The organism is Chryseobacterium gambrini, assembly GCF_900156825.1.
GTDB classification, from domain to species: domain Bacteria; phylum Bacteroidota; class Bacteroidia; order Flavobacteriales; family Weeksellaceae; genus Chryseobacterium; species Chryseobacterium gambrini.
In genome coordinates this window covers 250,190-269,264 of record NZ_FTOV01000001.1, presented here as the reverse complement: position 1 = coordinate 269,264, position 19,075 = coordinate 250,190, and the positions used below count along the sequence as shown (strand labels likewise).

Below are 19,075 nucleotides of genomic sequence, written 5' to 3'. Positions count from 1 at the left end.
AAGTGTTTCAAAGCAGTACATTTTGTGTACTGCTTTTTTTGTCCATATCTGCCAATTGGCAAAAGTTGGCAAAAAGCTACAACAAAATAACTGAAACACGCTAAAACCCTTATTAAACAAGGATTTTCCTCATTGCAAAAAAAAATCAAAAAAGTGCCAAACCAATGGGTAAGCATTGGCAGACAAACACTGCCACACTTCTGAATTTTGCCCTGTGAACATTAAACAGCAGTGCAATGAATATTATAACAGTTGACGAAGAAGTGTGGAAGCACCTCAATGAGCGGTTGAAAGCCATTAGCGAATATATCCTCAAACTGGAAGATACAAGCTACGATAGTTTGTGGCTCAACAATCACGAAGTCTGCCAGTATCTCCACATCAGCGAAAAAACATTGTGGCGTATGCGCACCAATGGGCAGATAGCCTTTTCAAAAATGTACGGGCAGTATTACTATACGATTGGTGCTATCAAGGAAATGCTCAACGCTAACGCTGTGCAGACCACCGATGAATATGTAGAGCAGCTTATGGCGAAAGGCAAAAGCTATATCGAAAAAGGCAGAAAGCTGAAATCAGGTAATAATTAAAAGCGTACCCGTATGAATATCGACAAAATGGAATTTGTGGCGTGGATGGAACGCATAATGGATAGGCTGGACATTCTTGGCAATCACATAGACGATTTACAAAAGAAGCGCAACAGCATAGACGGCGAAGAGTTACTGGATAATCAGGATTTATTGCAAATGCTGAAAATCAGTAACCGTTCCCTGCAACGGTATCGCTCCATAGGTAAGCTCCCTTATTATACCATTAGCGGAAAACTGTATTACAAGCTATCCGATGTGCATCAGTTCATCAGGGAAAGTTTTAACCCTCCGTTACCTAAACTGGATGCCAATAAGTGACAAACGCTGCCTTTGAGTGCCACATAAAGCAAATCAGTGAAGGCTTCCTTTACATTCGATCGTGAAATTTTGAAATTTTCAGATTATGAGCGAAGAAACAACTAATAAACAGGAAATGCCCGAACAGCTTTCGGACATCTTACTCGTACTGGATAAAGAGAAAATGAAAATCCAGGCAGTAAAGAGTATAGACGAAAACGGGAAAATGGAAACCGTTGACCCCACGAAGAAAAATCAAAACCAGTTTATGCGTGTGGATAAAAGCGGTGATTTCTTTTCCAACTTCTTTTCCAATTTTTTCAGCCAGTTAAAGAACCCTACAAACTTTACTTTCTTCAAAGTGCCTGCCTCGGTTGCTGCTGAAAAAGCAGAGGAATTACAAAAGCACGTAGATAAGCCCACTCCACAGGGCGAAAAAGTGCTGAAAGAACACGAAGTGAAAGCAGAACCCCAACCCGATAAAAAACAAGAAAATCAAAATAATATGGCAACAGCACAAACAACAACGGAAACAAGCGAATATCGCTACAAGCCGGAGCAGATTGATTGGGATACAATGAAAAACCTCGGATTGAGCAAAGAGTATCTTGAAAAAAGGAACCTGCTCGACCCTTTGTTACGAGGTTATAAAACCAATGAGCTTTTACCGATAGGTATCAACCTCGGGGGCTCGATCCTCCGCACGGATGCCCGCCTGTCTTTACAGCAAGCGGAAGACGGCAATGTTATCGTGGCAATACACGGTATCAAAAGAGAACCTAACCTCCACTTTGAATTTTTCGGTCACAAGTTTACGGACGAAGACAAGAAAAACCTGCTCGAAACGGGTAATATGGGGCGTGTCGTCAATTTGGTAAACTCCAAAACAGGCGACCTGATGCCGTCCATTATAAGTATTGACAGGCTGACCAATGACGTGGTTGCACTGCGCACGGAGTTTATAAAAATTCCCGATGAAATTAAGGGCGTAAAGCTGAATGACGAACAAAAACAAACGCTGATGGAGGGCAAACCGCTCTATTTAGAGGGTATGATTTCCTCGAAAGGAACGGAGTTTTCGGCAACTGTACAATTCAATGCGGACAAACGGTATGTTGAGTTCCTGTTTGACAGAAGCAACAACAATCAGCAGGCGCAAACGAACCAACAGAATACCCAACAAAGCAATCAGCAAAGCCAACCGCAAGAAGCTCCAAGAACTTTCAGGGGCAAAGAACTGGATGATGAGCAGTACAACAAGTTCAAAGCCGGACAAACCATATACGTTGAACTGAAAGACAAAAAAGACCAACCGTATAAGGGTTATATCACGTTCGACAAAGATACCGGAAAGACCAATTTTGAGTTTCCCGGTCAGTACAAAGCACGGGTAGAACCTGCCGAAACTCATAAAACACAAACTGCCGTCAATTCGGAGGGTAAAACCAACGAAGCGACCAAGAACGTCCAAGAGCCTTTGAAGTCCGGGCAGCAAAGACCGAAAAACGAGAAGCAGCAGGAGCAACAGGATAACAAGCCTGCAAAATCCAAAGGCAGAAAAATGTAATACAGTATGAAAACAATCATTGCAGAAAAACCAAGCGTAGCAAGGGAAATAGCCGGACTTGTGGGAGCATCCGATAAAAAGGATGGCTACCTGACAGGTAACGGCTATTTTGTTACGTGGGCATTCGGTCATTTAATAGGACTGGGAATGCCCGAAGATTACGGCATTTCGGGATTTGATAAAGCATCCCTGCCGATATTGCCCAACCCGTTTTTATTGACCGTCCGCAAGGTCAAAAAAGACAAAGGGTACACCGCCGATACTGGCGCATTAAAGCAACTGAAAGTCATTGAGCAGCTTTTTAAGCAAAGCAACAGCATCATCGTTGCTACCGATGCAGGTCGTGAGGGCGAACTCATTTTCAGGTACATTTATGAATACCTGAAATGCAACAAACCTTTTGAACGCCTTTGGATAAGTTCGCTTACCGAAAAGGCAATAAAGCAAGGCTTCAACAACCTAAAAGACGGGGCAGCATTTGACGGACTGTATCAGGCAGCGCAAGGCAGAAGCCGTGCCGACTGGCTTGTAGGCATCAATGCTACACAGGCATTGAGCATTGCCGCAGGCAACGGTATCTATTCGCTCGGAAGAGTGCAAACGCCCACACTGGCTTTGATATGTAAACGCTACCTCGATAATAAGAATTTCACGGTAAAGAAATACTGGCAGATACAATTATCGCACAACAAAGCACAGGTTGATTTCAAAAGTATTTCCGCAATCAAATGGGACGAAAAGCAGCTTGCCGATGATACCCTTAAAGCTATTCAGCGTGGCGCAATGGCAACCGTTACTTCGGTAGAAACCAAAAGTGTTACGGAACAACCGCCCTTGCTTTTCGACCTGACTGGCTTGCAAAAGGAAGCCAATAAAAGGCTGAAATTATCTGCTGAAGCAACGCTTAATATCGCACAAAGCCTGTACGAAAAGAAGTTTATTACGTACCCACGTACCGGAAGCAAATACATTCCTGAAGATATGTGGGCAGAAATTCCAAACCTTGTGCGGGCATTGCAGAACCGTGAGGATTGCAAGCAAGCACTTACCAAAATTAAATGGGGAAGGTTCAACAAACGTATCGTGAATGACCTCCGTGTAACGGACCATCACGGTTTGTTGATTACAGATAAAGTGCCGTCGGTACTAAACGCAGACGAAAACAAGATATACAATATGATTGCGCTTCGGTTGCTCGAAGCCATATCGCAAGCCTGTGTCAAAGAAATAACCGATGTATCGTTACAGGTATTGCATTACGACTTTACGGCAAAAGGCTGTAAAATTCAGGAAGCGGGTTGGCGTTCCATCAAAGGAAGTTTTACAGACGATGGCGAAGAGCCAGAGCAGGAATTACCTGAATTGCATAAAGGCGACGAACTTGCCATAAAGGAAGCTGCCGTTTTGGAAAAGCAGATCAAACCGCCAGTGCTTTACACCGAAGCCGGGCTTTTGTCGGCTATGGAAACCGCAGGGAAAGAAATTGAGAACGAAGAAGAGCGCAAAGCCCTCAAAAATATCGGTATTGGTACTCCTGCAACAAGAGCCGGCATTATTGAAACCCTGCTTACCCGTAATTATATCCTACGGGATAAACGCTCTTTAATCCCTACCGAAAAAGGATTGCAGGTTTATGAGTTGGTCAAAGAACGCAAGATTGCGGATGTGGCAATGACCGCCGAATGGGAATTGGCATTGCAGAAAATCGAGAATAACGAAGCAGATGCCGGAACGTTCCAAAAGGAAATGGAAACCTATGCCAAATCCATTACCGATGAATTGTTGCAAACTTCTATTGCAAGTACCAATCAGCCGAAACTGACCTGCCCGAAATGTAAAAGTCAGCAACTCGTCATTCGTGATAAAATTGTGAAATGCCCTGATGAGGCTTGTAACTGGGTACAGTTCCGCACCGTCTGCGGTGTGCGAATCAGTATCGAAAACATAACAAGCCTTGTCAATAAAGGCAAAACTTCCTTAATCAAAGGGATGACAAGCAAAGCCGGAAAGAAATTCGATGCTTACATCATTCTGAAAGAAAACGCTGAAAGTTCCTTTGAGTTTGAGAAAAACAAAAGCAGTAAACGCAATGGAAAATAAACCGTCAATCGTACCCAAAAAAATCAGGAACCTGATTTATACCATTCGGGGCAAACAGGTAATGTTGGATAGCGACCTCGCCGCCTTATATCAGGTGGAAACAAAGAACCTGAACAAAGCCGTAAAAAGAAATATTGAGCGTTTTCCTGTATCATTCTGCTTTCAACTGACCGAAGAGGAAGTTGAAAACTTGAGGTTCCAAATTGGAACCTCAAGTTTAAATTACGGCGGCAGACGTTATTTGCCCTATGTTTTTACCGAACAAGGCGTTGCAATGGCATCTGCCATACTCCGTTCAGATATAGCCGTTAGAATGAGTGTGGAAATAATGGAAGCCTTTGTAGAAATGCGGCGTATGCTCATTAGCAACGCTTCTTTGTTTCATCGTTTGGATAATATTGAATTAAAGCAATTAGAAGCCGACCAAAAATTTGAAGAGATTTTTAAGGCTTTGGAAAGCGATAAGCTCCACAGCGAAAAAATGTATCTTCTACAACGGGCAGGTTTTTGATGCCTATGCCATTGTTTCCGATATTATCCGAATTGCCAAAACCTCCATTATTCTTTTGGATAATTATGTGGACGATACGGTACTGACCTTATTGGGAAAACGGAATGCCTATGTAACTGCAACCATCTATACCAAAAATATCAGCAATCAGCTAAGGGTAGATGTACAACGGTACAACAGCCAATATCCTCCGATTGAAATTGAGGTTTTCTCCGATGCCCAGGATCGCTTTTTAATCATTGATGGTACAGAGCTTTACCACATTGGGTCTACACTTAAAGACCTGGGCAAAAAATGGTTTGCTTTTTCGAGAATGGATATTGAAGTTGGTAGGATGCTTCAAATCTTAAACAACCCATAGCACGAGCCTCTGAACTTTCAGAGGTTTTTTTATTGCCCATGACGTCAAATCCTGCCTCTCAAAGCTAAACCCTGCCACTTCTTTTGAGGGGCTTACCTGCTGCTATAATTTTAGGTTTCGAGCAAAATTCTAAATAAAAATTATAGTATGAGTACACATCAAAAAGACCTGTCGTATTTCAGATTACGACTGCAAGAATTATTAAACAGCAGCTTTCCCGAAAAGGCACACGTCCAAAAATTTATTGACCAACGGTCTTCGTGGGCTGCCAATGCTTATGAGGGTGCTTTCCGTTCGGGAAACGCCATTGAGCAATGCAACGAAATAGCCAACTACATACTTTTTGAGGGCTTGCACTTCTCCAAGTTCGATACGGTTTTCAAAGTGGTATGCAATGAATTTGATACCATAATGGCAGACGAGGAACTGCGACCGTTCGCCCTTAAAATGTTTCCCGTTTGTGAGCCTATTTTCGCAGGATATGAATTAACCGATGATTTCGCCTACGGATATGAGTTTGATGTACTCTATACCGAACTGACCGGAACCATCTCAATATGGATTGAGGAAAATGGGCTTCAGTAAGCGGTTCCATCTCCAACAGAATATTGATGCCCTGCGAATTGTTTTTAAACTGGAAAAGGAGAAACGGCAAGCCACCGTAGGCGGAAGACTGCTAATGATGCGATACAGCGGATTTGGCGGTCTTAAATTCGTTCTGAACCCCGTAGAAAGCGAAATAGACATCAATCATTGGAGAAAAACAGAACACGACCTCTTTCCACTCACGCAGGAACTCCACCAACTACTCAAAGAAAATTCCCAAGACGATAAGCAATACCGCAGGTATGTGGACAGTATGAAAAGTTCCGTACTGACGGCTTTTTATACACCGCCAAAGGTTATAGATGCCATTTCATCTGCCTTGCGGGATAATGGTCTGCACATTGATAAATTCCTCGAACCCTCCGCAGGTATAGGTTCATTCATACAATCCTTTTCAGAAAATCAGAAAACCAGTGTTACCGCTTATGAAAAGGACTTGCTTACAGGCAAGATTTTAAAGCAGCTTTACCCCGAAAGTAATATCCGTATTAACGGTTTTGAGGAAATCCCCGAAAGGGAACAAAACAGCTATGATGTAATCGCCAGTAACATCCCGTTCGGCGATACTTCCGTATTTGATTTGTCCTTTTCCCGAAGCAGGGACGATGCCAAAGTACAGGCTGCCCGAAGCATACACAATTACTTTTTTCTGAAAGGTGCTGAGATGCTCCGTGAGGGCGGTTTGTTGGTTTACATTACTTCACAGGGTATTCTGAACAGCCCTAAGAACGAACCCATACGCAGGGCGTTAATGCAGGATAATAATTTGGTTTCGGTTGTAAGACTACCCAACAACCTGTTTACCGACTATGCAGGTACGGAAGTAGGCAGCGACCTGATTATCCTGCAAAAAAAATTGGCAAAACAAAATCTGACCGACAGGGAAGAGCTGTTTTGTCAAAGTAAGCCAACCGAATACAATACACCGGGCAATGCACTCTTTCAGGATAGTGCAAGAATTATCCATACCGACCAAAAATTAGATACCGACCCATACGGGCAACCCGCTTTAATTTATACGCATAAAGACGGCGTTGAGGGGATTGCCAAAGATTTGAAGCAAATGCTTTCGGAAGATTTTGGAAAGCACCTGAATTTGAATTTATATAGAGGCGAACGGAACGAAGAGCCTGTTATACAAATTCCGATTGAGCCAAAGGTTACACCTCCGGTCATTGACCCTGTAATCGTTCAGCAAAAACCGCAAGCTGTACCCACTCCGGTAGTCCGTCAGGAAAGCCCGCAGGAATTAAAGCAACTAAGCATTTTTGACCTGTTTGAAAGTGCGGGCGAACCTGTAATGGTACTTGCTCCGCCTAAAAGAACTACCCAAACCAAAAGGCAAAGCACTAAAAAAAGAAGAGGTACAATAGGTCGTCAGCCCGACCTGTTCAGCAGTGCAAGGCAGCAGCCCTATATACCGCTAAAATCCAATGGTGCTATTAACGGAACCAACCAGGTTAACGGCAAAAAACAGGAAGCTATCGGCGACCTGTTTTCACAAATAAACGGTAATGGCCAGTCTGATAAGACAGCCATTACCGCTATCAATATTAATGCTATTCCTGAACCTGCTCCGTATAGTGGCGAACTGCAATCATTCCACCGTAACGATTGCCTTGTGGTGGATAACGGTTGGGTAGGTTATCTGCAAGAAGTAGAAAAGGACGACAAAAAAGCAATCTTTCATCCATTGCAATTGCCGATCTCGCAGAAAGCAAGAGCCGAAGCCTACATAGCCGTAAGGGACAGTTATATCAACCTGTACCAAAAAGAAGCTGAAAAACAGACCGAACACAGGGAAGAACGGGAAACCCTGAACCTGCTGTACGATGCCTTTACCAAAAAATACGGCAATCTCAATACTGCCGACAATGCCAAGCTGATAAAAACAGACAGTGCAGGTAAAGAAATTCCCTATCTGGAGCGTGTCATTGGCGGCATAATCCATAAAGCGGATATTTTCAGCCGTCCCGTTAGCTTTTCTACCATTACGTTAGCAACCGACAATCCCGAAGAGGCTTTAGCTGCCTCCCTGAACAAATACGGAAATGTGGATTTGGACTTTATGTCCGAAATCAGCAGCCTGCCTGCCGATACCCTGAAAGAAGCCCTGCACGGGCGGTTGTTCTACAATCCGCTACAACAGGAATATGAAATAGCCGAACGTTGGATTGCAGGCAACGTGGTGGAGAAAGCAGATGAAGTAAGAGCCTATCTCGAAAACTATCCCGATGATACCGAAGCCAAAGAAAGCCTTACCGCTTTAGAGGAAGCCCGACCAAAACGTATCGAATTTGAGGAACTGGATTTTAACCTCGGCGAACGGTGGATACCTACCGGAATTTATGCCCGTTTCGCTTCGCATTTGTTCGATGCGGATGTACTGGTTCATTACTCCGAAAGCTCCGACGACTTTTCCGTAAAGTGTCATCAGGGCAATATGCACATTTGGGAAAAATATGCGGTCAAAGCGGAAAGCCGCACGTTTGACGGTATTGCCCTGCTTAAACACGCCCTTGTCAATACCACGCCTGATATTACCAAAAAAGTAATGGTTGGCGACCAAGAGGTTAAAGTACGGGATATGGAAGCCATACAAATGGCGAACACCAAGATTGACGAAATCCGTACCGCCTTTACCGACTGGCTACACGCACAGAACGATGAGTTTAAAAACAGGCTGACCGACCAGTACAACGATACCTTTAATTGTTTCGTTCGCCCAAACTATGACGGAAGCCATCAGGAATTTCCGGGATTAGACCGCAAGGGAGCAGGCATTGAAGACCTGTATTCAAGTCAAAAGGACACCGTTTGGATGATAAAGCTGAACAACGGTGCTATCTGCGACCACGAAGTAGGCGCAGGAAAAACGCTGATAATGTGTACCGCAGCGCAGGAAATGAAGCGTTTGGGATTAGCCCATAAGCCGATGATTATAGGGCTGAAAGCGAATATACCTGCCATTGCTGAAGACTATCGCAAAGCCTATCCACACGCTAAAATCCTTTATCCAGGTATAGATGATTTTACGCCGAAAAAACGCCTGCGGATTTTCGGGGATATTAAAAATAATGATTGGGATTGTGTGATACTCACACACGACCAGTTCGGAATGATACCGCAATCGCCCGAAATACAAAAGGAAATCCTCGAAATAGAACTGGACAGCGTAGAGCGTAACCTCGATGCCCTAAAATCGCAAGGCAAGGAAGTGACAAGGGGAATGCTCGCCGGGGTAATCAAGCGGAAAGAAAATCTTGAAGTAAAGCTGAAAACGCTGCAACACGATATTGAAAACCGTAAGGATGATATTGTGGACTTTAAGATGATGGGCATAGACCATTTGTTTGTGGACGAAAGCCACCAGTTCAAAAACCTGATGTTCAACACCCGTCATACACTGGTTGCCGGACTGGGGAACGTGGACGGCAGCCAAAAGGCACTGAACCTGCTGTTTGCAATCCGCACCATTCAAGAGCGTACCAATGCGGATATGGGTGCAACCTTTCTTTCGGGTACAACCATCAGCAATTCATTAACGGAATTGTACCTGCTGTTTAAATACCTGCGCCCCCGTGCATTGGAAAAACAGGGTATTCATTCCTTTGATGCGTGGGCAGCTATCTATGCACGGAAAACGACCGATTATGAATTTTCGGTAGCTAACAATATTGTAGCAAAAGAGCGTTTCCGCTACTTTATCAAAGTGCCGGAACTGGCACAGTTCTATTCTGAAATCACGGATTACAGAACGGCTAAGGATATTGGTATTGACCGCCCCACTAAGAACGAGGTATTGTACAACATACCGCCAACGCCCGACCAAGAAGCCTTTATCCAAAGCCTGATGCAGTTTGCCAAAACGGGCGATGCTACTTTGCTCGGTAGAGAACCATTATCGCAAAGGGAAGAAAAAGCAAAGATGCTCATTGCGACGGACTATGCCCGTAAGATGTCGCTCGATATGCGTATGGTAAGTGGTATATACGACGACCATCCCGACAACAAGGCTTCGCATTGTGCGGTAAATATCGCCAAGTATTACAACCAGTTCAACGCACAGAAAGGAACGCAGTTCGTTTTCTCCGATTTGGGAACCTACAAGCCCGGCGAATGGAACGTGTACTCCGAAATAAAACGCAAACTCGTGGAGGACCACGGCATACCTGCGCACGAAGTAAGGTTTATTCAGGAAGCGAAAAATGATAAGCAACGTAAGGAACTTATCAACGGAATGAACGAGGGCAAAATCCGTGTACTGTTCGGTTCTACAAGTATGCTCGGAACTGGCGTAAACGCACAGAAAAGAGCTGTTGCCGTTCATCATTTAGATACACCGTGGCGACCGTCTGACCTTGCCCAAAGGGACGGGCGGGCAATCAGAAAAGGCAATGAGATTGCCAAATTCTTTGCCGATAATAAAGTTGCTGTGATTATCTATGCAGTTGAAAAATCGTTGGACAGTTACAAATTCAACCTGCTGTATAATAAGCAGCTTTTCATCGACCAGTTAAAGACTAACAACCTGACCAAAAGAACGATTGACGAGGGAAGTATGGACGAAAAATCGGGAATGAACTTTTCGGAATATGTGGCAATCCTGTCAGGAAATACAGACCTGTTGGATAAAGCCAAACTGGAAAAACAGATTGCCGGACTGGAAAGCGAAAAGCAGGCGTTCAACCGCTCTAAATCCAGTGCCAAATTTAAGGTACAGGATTATATGGAAATGTTGCAAAGCACTCAATCCCGTTTGAGCCGGATGAGTACCGACTGGGAAAACTTACAGCAACGCCTGCAAAAGCGTTCGGACGGTACAATCGAAAACCCTGTGCTGTTAGATGGCTTGCCGCCCAATGCAAATCCGAAACAAATAGGAGCAAAACTGAACGAGATTGCGAACAAAGCCCGCACGGCAGGCGACTATCGTGAAATAGGCAACCTCTACGGGTTTCAATTATTGGTTAAAACAGAACTTCCAAAGGATAATTCAACACTCGAAAGGGTCAATAGATTTTTTATAACTGGCGAGGGCAATATCAAGTACACCTACAATAACGGTCTGATGGCAAAAGACCCCGAAACCGCCGCAATGAATTTTTTAAGGGCTTTGGAAAAACTGCCGGGCTTTGTGAAGCAGGAGCAGGAGAAAATCGCTGAAATACAAAAAGACCTGCCGATACTTCAGGAAGTGGTTAACGGTACTTGGTCTAAGGAAAGCCGATTGAGTGAGCTAAAAACGGAACTGGCAGCCGTGGAAAGAAAGATACAGTTGTCTATTACACCTGAAACTAAAGTAGATGCTCCGGAGCAGGCAGAAAAGCAGAATGAAGCCCCAAAGGTTCAGGAAAGCATTATACAAGCAAAAGGTATTCATTTGCCTCGTGGCGTATTGTAATGGTCATTTACTTTTCGTCCTGTTCGTCCATTTTCTTAATCAGTGCTTCACACAGGCTGTCAAGGAATTTTGTTCGGTTTATCTTACGGGCTTTGAGTTCCATAAACGTGTGGTAAAAATCGCCTAATTCAATATTAAAGGCTTCTTCAAAAGTTTTAGCTATCAATTTTATGTCTGTATTCCCATTGTTAAATACACCGTGGGAGTACAGTGCATATATGAGTTCCGTCAGTGCCGTTTTACTTGCCGTCCATTTCAATGAATTGTCCGAACCCCTTTTCACATTGATGTTATTGAGCCTGTCTTCCAAATAAACTTGTATCAGGTCATTGGCAATAATCTTGGCAACCTTATAATCGTGTGAAGTAGAAAAACGATGGTCTGCTTCAAAATAAAATGTGTCTAACCACAGCCTTATATCGTGCTTGCCACGCACAAAGAATTTTTCGTCAACGAAAGAATTATTGCTGCGGTAATACTTGTAAAAATCGAGATTGTTTTCAAAGAACCTTTTTAGCTTTTTCAGTTCTTTGGTAAAATATTTCTTGGTACGCTTGTTCCCGTAGGGTCTTCTTGTTTCGATTTTATAGATGGCATTGTAGTAGATGAGCTTTGAAACAATAACAGGTTTCTGATACTTGAAAAAATGGATTTCTTCTTCCATATTCTTAAAGTCATTTTTCAGTACAAAGTCCTTTAAGTCGGCAAGGCTTTGTATGATATGGTGTATAACGGCTTCAATTCTTTTTATGGGGCAGTCGGTTTCAATCTCCAGTTCCTGGATTGCAGTTTCCAATTTAAGATATGTTTCATTGTAAAATTTATCCATTCGCTTCATTTTGATGTAATATATTATTGGTTAATACAGAAAAGCTAACACTGTCGTATTAGCTTATGATGCAATTACTGCTTAAAAAAATTCAACCTCTACCGTATTGATGATGGAACGATAGATAGATTTTTGTTGCATACTTTAAAGGGTTGTAGTATGATGCAGGTTAGTCTTTGCGAATTACACCTGCATCACCTCCTTTTTTTTACCGATATTTTTTTACGGTTATGCAGTTTACAACCCTTAGTTATTTAATTTTAATAAGTCAATGCCAGCCCCACACCAAAGCCCATATCGCTATCATAGTGGGTACGTATCCCTATATTCTTATTAATGATATACCTAAGTTCTCCCATATACTCTAAGTCGGTATTCACCATAAAACCACCTCTTAGTCTTTTTGAAATTGGTATATCTTCACGCATTAACTGCAATCTCACAATTCCATCATGATATACTTCTGCCTGAAAATTGACCAGCATCGGCAGCGTATAGATAAATCCTAAGCTAAACTGTCTGCGGGTGTCTTTATCATTTCTTTGCCCAAACAAATTCTTTTCGTGCTCATCAATACCGAGTCTGCGGTAACGCCAGTCAAAACCTATGAATGGCATAAACCATTGCATTCTGCCCAAATACCTACCTAAATGTGTTTCTACCTCGTAGCCGTGCATATCATTGTAACCTAAACGCCATTCTGTTCCTAATTGGTAGCGTGCATTCATTAGCATAGCTTCTCCATCATTACCATTGGTTGCAAAATCGTTTTGTGCCATAAAATGAGGCATATTACTTTCTCTTTGCAATTCTTTATAGGCTTTTGCCTTATCGGGTAGATAGGGGTTATTGTAGTCTCCAACTTCAAAGACCCTGTTCATTCCCGCCATCATGTGATATAATATATGGCAATGAAAGAACCAATCACCTTCCTCATTTGCTAAAAACTCAATGGTATCTGTTTCCATAGGCATGATATCCAACACATTTTTAAGCGGCGATTTTTCGCCTTTTCCGTTTATCACCCTGAAATCAAATCCGTGAAGATGCATTGGATGCCGCATCATTGAATTATTATAAATGGTAATCCGTAGAATTTCTCCTTTTTTTACAGGTATTTTGTCAGTTTCCGAAAGTATTTTATTATCCATGCTCCATACATAGCGGTTCATGTTGCCAGTAAGTGTGAATTTCAACTCTTTTACGGGCGCATCATTTGGAAGAGAGGTGTTATAAGGTGATTGCAACATAGCATAATTTAATGTTTTGATGTCTCCCAAGGCATTAGCGTTGTAACGGTTAGCGTCGTTATCCATATCCATACCCTCATGCTTACTGTGGTCTGCTTTTTTTGTTGCATCTCCGGTAATTTCGGGATACATCACTACATTCATGTCCATTTGGTTAAGGCTCATCTTCATGCCCATATCGTTCAAATCGCCATTCATTTTCATCATATCGTTCATCATCTTCATCCCCTCGAAATACTTCAATCGTGGGAGTGGAGAAATAAGCTGTTTGACCCCATCACCTATAAAGTAACTCGCAGATTGTGTCCTGTCTTCGGTTGTTGCTAAGAACTCGTAAGCCAAACCATCTTGAGGGATAGTCACTACAATATCGTAAGTTTCAGAAACGGCAATGATTAACCTGTCCACCTCTACAGGCTCAACATCATTCCCATCATTAGCTACTACTGTAATTTTTCCTCCAGCATACCGTAGCCAGAAATATGAAGACGCCCCTCCATTGGAAACACGCAATCTGACTTTGTCGCCTGCTTTTAGCTTTTTACCATCAATTGTTTTCAAATCGGTGCTATGGCTACCATTTATTAGGATTTTATCATAGTAAACGTCACTGACATCCATCGCCAGCATCCGCTTCCACTCGTTTTTTACCTTTACCCCTAATTTTCCCTCCTTAATAGCTTCAACATATGATTGTGTTGCGCCTTTCTTAATGGCCGCCCAATCATTTGCATTGTGTAGCATACGGTTGATATTATCGGGGTTAAGATTTGTCCACTCACTTAATATAATTGGAACGGTCGGCAAATCATCAATTCCTTTTCTGAATGTCTTATCATCGCTTCTTTTCTTCATGATAAAACTACCGTACATGCCTATCTGCTCCTGCAAGCCTGAGTGCGAATGATACCAGTGCGTGCCATGCTGGATAATCGGAAAACGGTAGGTGTAGGTTGTACCCGGTGCGATGGGTTTTTGTGTAAGCCAGGGCACACCGTCTTCTTTATTGGGCAGGAACACACCATGCCAGTGCAGTGATGTGCTTTCTTTCAATTGGTTGTGCACCACTATTTCGGCAGTGTCGCCCTCGGTAAAGGTAAGGGTGGGCATGGGGATTTGCCCGTTTACGGCAATTGCCCTTTTTTGCTTACCTGCATAGTTGACAAGCGTATCTTTTACATACAGCTCGTAATGCACCACTCTCTGTGCAAACAGCGTTTGCGTGCAAAGCAGTATCAGCACTGTTTGCAAAATTCTTATAGGTATTTTATTATATCTGTTCATGATTTGAAAAATTTTATTTAATGCTGTCTTCCATTGTGCTAAACCACGCTATCAAAACCTGCTTATCCTCCGGTGACAATACTGCATTGCGATGAATTAGTGTGTATGATGACAACGGCATTTCCCCGTCCTTAACCTGCCCGGCCATAGCCCTGAACTTGTTTCGCTGCCTGCGGACAGAATAGTCGCCAAATTCGCTAAAGTTGAGTTCCTCTTTGCCCTTTTTTATATGCTCCGCCATGTACCATGCGCCGGGCTGGATACGGCTGTACCACGGATAATGGGTATTGTTGCTATGGCAGTCATAACAGGATTGAACAAGGATAGCCTTTACGTTTTGGGGTACAGCGAACATTCTTTCGATATGAGTGGCTGGCACTTCGTCCGACTGGTTACGTGATGGCTGATAAAACTGTATGCCAATTAGGATAGCAGCCAATCCTAATATGATTTTCTTTAAATATTTCATTGTAGCTTGATTTTGAGAGTAAATTACTGTTTTTGCTTTTTTAGATACTTGGTATAGTTATCCTTACTTTCAAAGTAGGACACTTCACCGTTGTTCCCTGTAACGGCAATCACCGCAACAGCTTTGTCCACCTGCTTATTAGAGTAGGGGTCTATTGCCAATCGTACAGTAGCATCCTTTGGAATACGCTCCTTGCACATTTCGCAGCATCCATAGTATGTTTTGCCGTCAAATTTTACTTCAAACTGCTTTTTGCCGATATAGGCATCGTTGACCATGCAGACTTCATCCGATGGAACCAATTCACCTATTTGGGTAGTATGTCCGTTGCTTTCCGGAGTTGCCTGCGAATGCTGCTGTTCCGCTTCATCCTTATTTGACCCCGCCTGACCGCAAGCGGTGAATAGCAGGGTTAATAAGGAAATAAAGCCAATTATTATTTGTTCATGTCCAAACTTGTTTTTTTAAATTTTATTATTTACTTTCTTCAAACTCTTTTAGCTTGCGCTTCATTAGTTCAATTTCTTCCGCTTGGGTTTTAAGTATATTTTTTTGCAGCTCTATCAGTTCCGGGTCGGTCAGGTGTGCCTTTTCGGACATCAATATGGCTGCTGCGTGATGGGGTATCATACCCTTTGCAAACTGCTTGTCCCCGACATTGATTTGTTCCCTGATACCAAACCATGAAAAGATGCCAACAGCAACCGAGATGATGGCTATCGCCCAATTCATCTTCCTGTTGGGGTACATTACTTTCATTATCGCTAATTCGATAAGCAGCATTGCCGAGGTCATCAGCAGGGTCATGTACAAATTGTTGATATTGGGTATCAGGTTCTGCCACCCGTCAATCATGGAGTACATGATAAAATACATCACTGCGAACATTGCGACAGCCATCACCGCAAAGCGTTTGTACATGGCCGAAGCATGTTTTGTATTGTGCGTGCCATGCTCCGAGGAATGACCCGCATGGTGACTGTTTTGCATATTTTCCATAACCCTGAATTTTATTTGCTGTTAATTGTTTTTTCCACCTTACCGCAGGTCAGCATTTTAGAACCGTAGTAAGGGTTTTTGATTTCCTTGTTTTCGCTGAACCAAACAGCACCCTTACCGTCATTGAACATCGGACAATGGTCCTGATACAATGTTTGCGATGTACCGAACAAATCAATCAGGTCTTTCAAATCTTCGCCAAGCGAGGCCAAATGTTCCCGCTGGTGGTGGATGTTGCCGACATTTTCCCCGATATGTTCTGCTTGTTCTTTAGCATCGTCCGCTATGTCCATGTACTTTTTGTGCTTATCGGCAGGAACGGCTTTCATGTCCACTTTATTCAGGGTAGCTAACAGCTTTTTCCCTGAACTGGCGGCGGCTTTGTCATCGTCCGAAACAAGGGCGTTCTTTAAGGACAGATAATCGGTAACTATGGGCGCAATAGAAAAGTTTTTTGCTTCTTCTTTTCCTTTTGCTTCCTGACCGCTCGGTGTTTCGCTCACAGCGGGCGCAGCTACCGTATCATCCTCTTTTGGTTGGGAAGCTGGCTGTTCTTGTGATACAACAGCAGTATCATTTGAAGACTGCTCGTTTTTGTTGGATGCCTGATTGCATGATACTGTTACAAATGCCATGATAACAGCAATGATTGATAATGTTAGATTTTTCATTTTTATTTATTTTTTGATTTTTAATAAACTTGCGTTAATAGCCACTACAATGGTGCTTACACTCATCAGCACAGCACCCATAGCGGGACTTAGAATAAAATTCGGATAGAGTACGCCCGCCGCAAGCGGTATTGCCACTACGTTGTAGCCAACCGCCCATATCAGGTTCTGTACCATCTTTTTGTAGGTAAGTTTGCCGAAGTCAATCAGTTTGACCACATCCCTCGGGTCGCTGTCTACCAATATGATATCCGCTGTTTCGGCAGCCACGTCCGTACCGGAACCCACGGCAATGCCCACATCTGCCTGTGCCAGTGCAGGTGCATCATTTACACCATCACCAGTCATTGCTACGATTTCGCCTTTTGCCTGAAACTCCTTTACTTTCTCCTGCTTGTTGTGCGGAAGCACATTAGCCAAATACCCGTCCATACCCAATTTTCCGGCTACGGCAGCAGCAATCCTGTCGTTGTCCCCGGTGAGCAGAAAGGACTTGATGCCCATTTTTTTGAGTTCCTCAATCGCCTGTGCCGAACCCTCACGGATGCTGTCTGCCAAAGTAATGATGCCGATTACCCGGTCATCAATGAGGACAAAGTTGACCGTTTCGGCCTCTTGATTGATTTCGTTTGGAATTTCCGGCAGGGAAAGGTGGTTTTCGGTGAAATAATTCGGGCCGCCAGCTACGACATTTTTCCCGTTCACAACACCTTTAACACCTATGCCCTGCATATAGCTGAAGTTTTCAGACTTCCATAAGGCAAGGCTCTTTTCTTTCAATGTAGCCATAATGCCTTTGGCGATATGGTGTTCCGAATTTTGCTGTACTGCGGCAGCATACTGGATAACCTCATCGGCATTATATTCATCCGTTAAGGGAATAACCTTTTCTACCGCATGGGAACCTTTGGTGAGCGTTCCGGTCTTATCAAAAATGACAGTGGAAAGTTTTCGGGTGGTTTCAAATGCTGTGCGGTTGCGGATGAGCAGACCATTGGTCGCCGAAAGCGTTGTGGAAATGGCGACTACCAACGGGATAGCCACGCCCAATGCGTGCGGGCAGGCCGTTACCATTACCGTCACCATTCTTTCAAGCGCAAAGGCAATATCTCCACTGCTTGCATACCAATAGGCAAATGTGCCTATGCCCACGGCAATGGCAATAAAGGTGAGCCATTTGGCAACTTTGTCCGCAAGGTTTTGCGTATTGGACTTAGTAGCTTGTGCCTCCTGCACAAGATTGATAACCCTGTTCAGGTAGCTGTCTTTTCCAACGGCTGTTACCTTAACTTTCAGCGCACCATCACCATTGATAGAGCCTGCGATGACCTTTCCGTCCTTTTCCTTTTTTACGGGAACACTTTCTCCGGTAAGCATACTCTCGTTGATATATGAAAGCCCATCCAGAACCAATCCGTCGGCTGGAATTTTTTCACCCGGTTTTATGATAGCCGTTTCACCGCTTTGCAGGTCTTCTAGCTTTATCTTTACAGCTTCTCCGCCTCGTTCCACGGTAACATCGTTGGGCAGTAACGCTACCAATGACTGTAATGCCCGTGAAGCAGCCATTTGGGAACGCATTTCCAGCCAATGCCCTAACAGCATGATGTCAATTAGGGTTGCCAGTTCCCAAAAGAAATCCATACCCTGCAAGCCAAATACAACGGCTACGGAATAGACATAGGCTACGGATATGGCGATAGCAACAAGTGTCATCATCCCTATGGCTTTGGCTTTCACCTCGCCAATCATTCCCTTTAGGAATGGTAAGCCTCCATAGCAATAAATCACCGTACCCAATGCCAGCAACACATATTTATCGCCATTGAAAGCAAGCGAGAAACCTAACCATTGCTGTATCATGTGCGACAGGAGCAGTATAGGGATTGTAATGACAAGGCTTATCCAAAAACGAGTGAGGAAATCACCTGTATGATGTCCCTCATGTTTATTAAAGTTTTCGTCAGCATGGCCATGTTGAGAATGCCCGGAATGCCCATGTCCTGATTTTTGTACATGAGAAACTGAGCTACCGCCAACGGGAACCAGTGCCATGCCACAAAGCGGGCATTTGCCTGGTTCGTCTTTTAGCACCTGCGGGTGCATGGGACACGTGTATTTTTTCATAATAAGG

Annotated in this window: 15 protein-coding genes; 8 read left to right on the top strand and 7 right to left on the bottom strand. The window is 43.5% G+C overall.

Annotation, left to right across the window (positions count from 1 at the left end):
- Positions 1-236: 236 nt before the first annotated feature.
- From BW951_RS01270 to BW951_RS01240, 8 genes are all read left to right on the top strand, one after another.
- Positions 237-590 carry a helix-turn-helix domain-containing protein gene (locus BW951_RS01270; protein WP_024566644.1) on the top strand — a complete coding sequence of 118 codons (354 nt, stop codon included), beginning with the start codon at positions 237-239 and terminating at the stop codon, positions 588-590.
- A 12-nt stretch (positions 591-602) separates the two neighbouring features.
- Positions 603-911 carry a helix-turn-helix domain-containing protein gene (locus BW951_RS01265; protein WP_002978404.1) on the top strand — a complete coding sequence of 103 codons (309 nt, stop codon included), beginning with the start codon at positions 603-605 and terminating at the stop codon, positions 909-911.
- A gap of 85 nt (positions 912-996) precedes the next feature.
- A complete protein-coding gene (locus tag BW951_RS01260; protein ID WP_076390117.1) occupies positions 997-2,457 on the top strand; it encodes a DUF3945 domain-containing protein in 1,461 nt (486 codons plus the stop codon).
- 6 nt (positions 2,458-2,463) lie between these two features.
- Positions 2,464-4,557: a type IA DNA topoisomerase gene (locus BW951_RS01255; protein ID WP_076390116.1), complete on the top strand. Its 2,094-nt coding sequence runs from the start codon at positions 2,464-2,466 to the stop codon at positions 4,555-4,557.
- Complete coding sequence (locus tag BW951_RS23315) at positions 4,547-5,068, top strand: ORF6N domain-containing protein (protein ID WP_477099923.1); 522 nt, start codon at positions 4,547-4,549, stop codon at positions 5,066-5,068. The genes BW951_RS01255 and BW951_RS23315 overlap by 11 nt, the downstream gene beginning before the upstream one ends.
- On the top strand, positions 4,989-5,429 hold the full coding sequence (locus BW951_RS23310) for a hypothetical protein (RefSeq protein WP_477099922.1): 441 nt from the start codon (positions 4,989-4,991) through the stop codon (positions 5,427-5,429). Before BW951_RS23315 ends, BW951_RS23310 begins: the two co-directional genes overlap by 80 nt.
- 147 nt (positions 5,430-5,576) lie before the next feature.
- On the top strand, positions 5,577-6,014 hold the full coding sequence (locus BW951_RS01245) for a DUF1896 domain-containing protein (RefSeq protein WP_076390115.1): 438 nt from the start codon (positions 5,577-5,579) through the stop codon (positions 6,012-6,014).
- Complete coding sequence (locus BW951_RS01240; RefSeq protein ID WP_076390114.1) at positions 6,001-11,439, top strand: N-6 DNA methylase; 5,439 nt, start codon at positions 6,001-6,003, stop codon at positions 11,437-11,439. The genes BW951_RS01245 and BW951_RS01240 overlap by 14 nt, the downstream gene beginning before the upstream one ends.
- 7 nt (positions 11,440-11,446) lie before the next feature.
- Here BW951_RS01240 and BW951_RS01235 read toward each other — a convergent pair whose 3' ends face one another.
- The 7 genes from BW951_RS01235 to BW951_RS01205 form a co-directional block, all read right to left on the bottom strand.
- Entirely contained in the window at positions 11,447-12,268 is an 822-nt protein-coding gene (locus BW951_RS01235; RefSeq protein WP_047094767.1) for an RteC domain-containing protein, read from the bottom strand.
- A 260-nt stretch (positions 12,269-12,528) separates the two neighbouring features.
- Positions 12,529-14,802: a multicopper oxidase family protein gene (locus tag BW951_RS01230; protein WP_076390113.1), complete on the bottom strand. Its 2,274-nt coding sequence runs from the start codon at positions 14,800-14,802 to the stop codon at positions 12,529-12,531.
- Between the two features lie 13 nt (positions 14,803-14,815).
- Positions 14,816-15,271 (bottom strand): heme-binding domain-containing protein, encoded by a 456-nt coding sequence (locus BW951_RS01225; protein WP_076390112.1) that lies wholly within the window; start codon positions 15,269-15,271, stop codon positions 14,816-14,818.
- A gap of 23 nt (positions 15,272-15,294) precedes the next feature.
- A complete protein-coding gene (locus BW951_RS01220; RefSeq protein ID WP_228411385.1) occupies positions 15,295-15,573 on the bottom strand; it encodes a hypothetical protein in 279 nt (92 codons plus the stop codon).
- 172 nt (positions 15,574-15,745) lie between these two features.
- Positions 15,746-16,270: a DUF305 domain-containing protein gene (locus BW951_RS01215; RefSeq protein WP_076390110.1), complete on the bottom strand. Its 525-nt coding sequence runs from the start codon at positions 16,268-16,270 to the stop codon at positions 15,746-15,748.
- Positions 16,271-16,281: 11 nt separating this feature from the next.
- On the bottom strand, positions 16,282-16,941 hold the full coding sequence (locus BW951_RS01210; RefSeq protein WP_076390109.1) for a DUF3347 domain-containing protein: 660 nt from the start codon (positions 16,939-16,941) through the stop codon (positions 16,282-16,284).
- A 6-nt stretch (positions 16,942-16,947) separates the two neighbouring features.
- Positions 16,948-19,047, bottom strand: coding sequence for a heavy metal translocating P-type ATPase (locus BW951_RS01205; protein WP_002981093.1), 2,100 nt, complete (start codon positions 19,045-19,047; stop codon positions 16,948-16,950).
- Positions 19,048-19,075: the final 28 nt, after the last annotated feature.

Excerpts from the sequence above, each read along its gene's own strand:
- BW951_RS01270 (WP_024566644.1), top strand. The coding sequence starts at position 237 with ATGAATATTATAACAGTTGACGAAGAAGTGTGGAAGCACCTCAATGAG.
- BW951_RS01265 (WP_002978404.1), top strand. The coding sequence starts at position 603 with ATGAATATCGACAAAATGGAATTTGTGGCGTGGATGGAACGCATAATG.
- BW951_RS01260 (WP_076390117.1), top strand. The coding sequence starts at position 997 with ATGAGCGAAGAAACAACTAATAAACAGGAAATGCCCGAACAGCTTTCG.
- BW951_RS01255 (WP_076390116.1), top strand. The coding sequence starts at position 2,464 with ATGAAAACAATCATTGCAGAAAAACCAAGCGTAGCAAGGGAAATAGCC.
- BW951_RS23315 (WP_477099923.1), top strand. The coding sequence starts at position 4,547 with ATGGAAAATAAACCGTCAATCGTACCCAAAAAAATCAGGAACCTGATT.
- BW951_RS01245 (WP_076390115.1), top strand. The coding sequence starts at position 5,577 with ATGAGTACACATCAAAAAGACCTGTCGTATTTCAGATTACGACTGCAA.
- BW951_RS01240 (WP_076390114.1), top strand. The coding sequence starts at position 6,001 with ATGGGCTTCAGTAAGCGGTTCCATCTCCAACAGAATATTGATGCCCTG.
- BW951_RS01235 (WP_047094767.1), bottom strand. The coding sequence starts at position 12,268 with ATGGATAAATTTTACAATGAAACATATCTTAAATTGGAAACTGCAATC.
- BW951_RS01230 (WP_076390113.1), bottom strand. The coding sequence starts at position 14,802 with ATGAACAGATATAATAAAATACCTATAAGAATTTTGCAAACAGTGCTG.
- BW951_RS01225 (WP_076390112.1), bottom strand. The coding sequence starts at position 15,271 with ATGAAATATTTAAAGAAAATCATATTAGGATTGGCTGCTATCCTAATT.
- BW951_RS01215 (WP_076390110.1), bottom strand. The coding sequence starts at position 16,270 with ATGGAAAATATGCAAAACAGTCACCATGCGGGTCATTCCTCGGAGCAT.
- BW951_RS01210 (WP_076390109.1), bottom strand. The coding sequence starts at position 16,941 with ATGAAAAATCTAACATTATCAATCATTGCTGTTATCATGGCATTTGTA.
- BW951_RS01205 (WP_002981093.1), bottom strand. The coding sequence starts at position 19,047 with ATGCACCCGCAGGTGCTAAAAGACGAACCAGGCAAATGCCCGCTTTGT.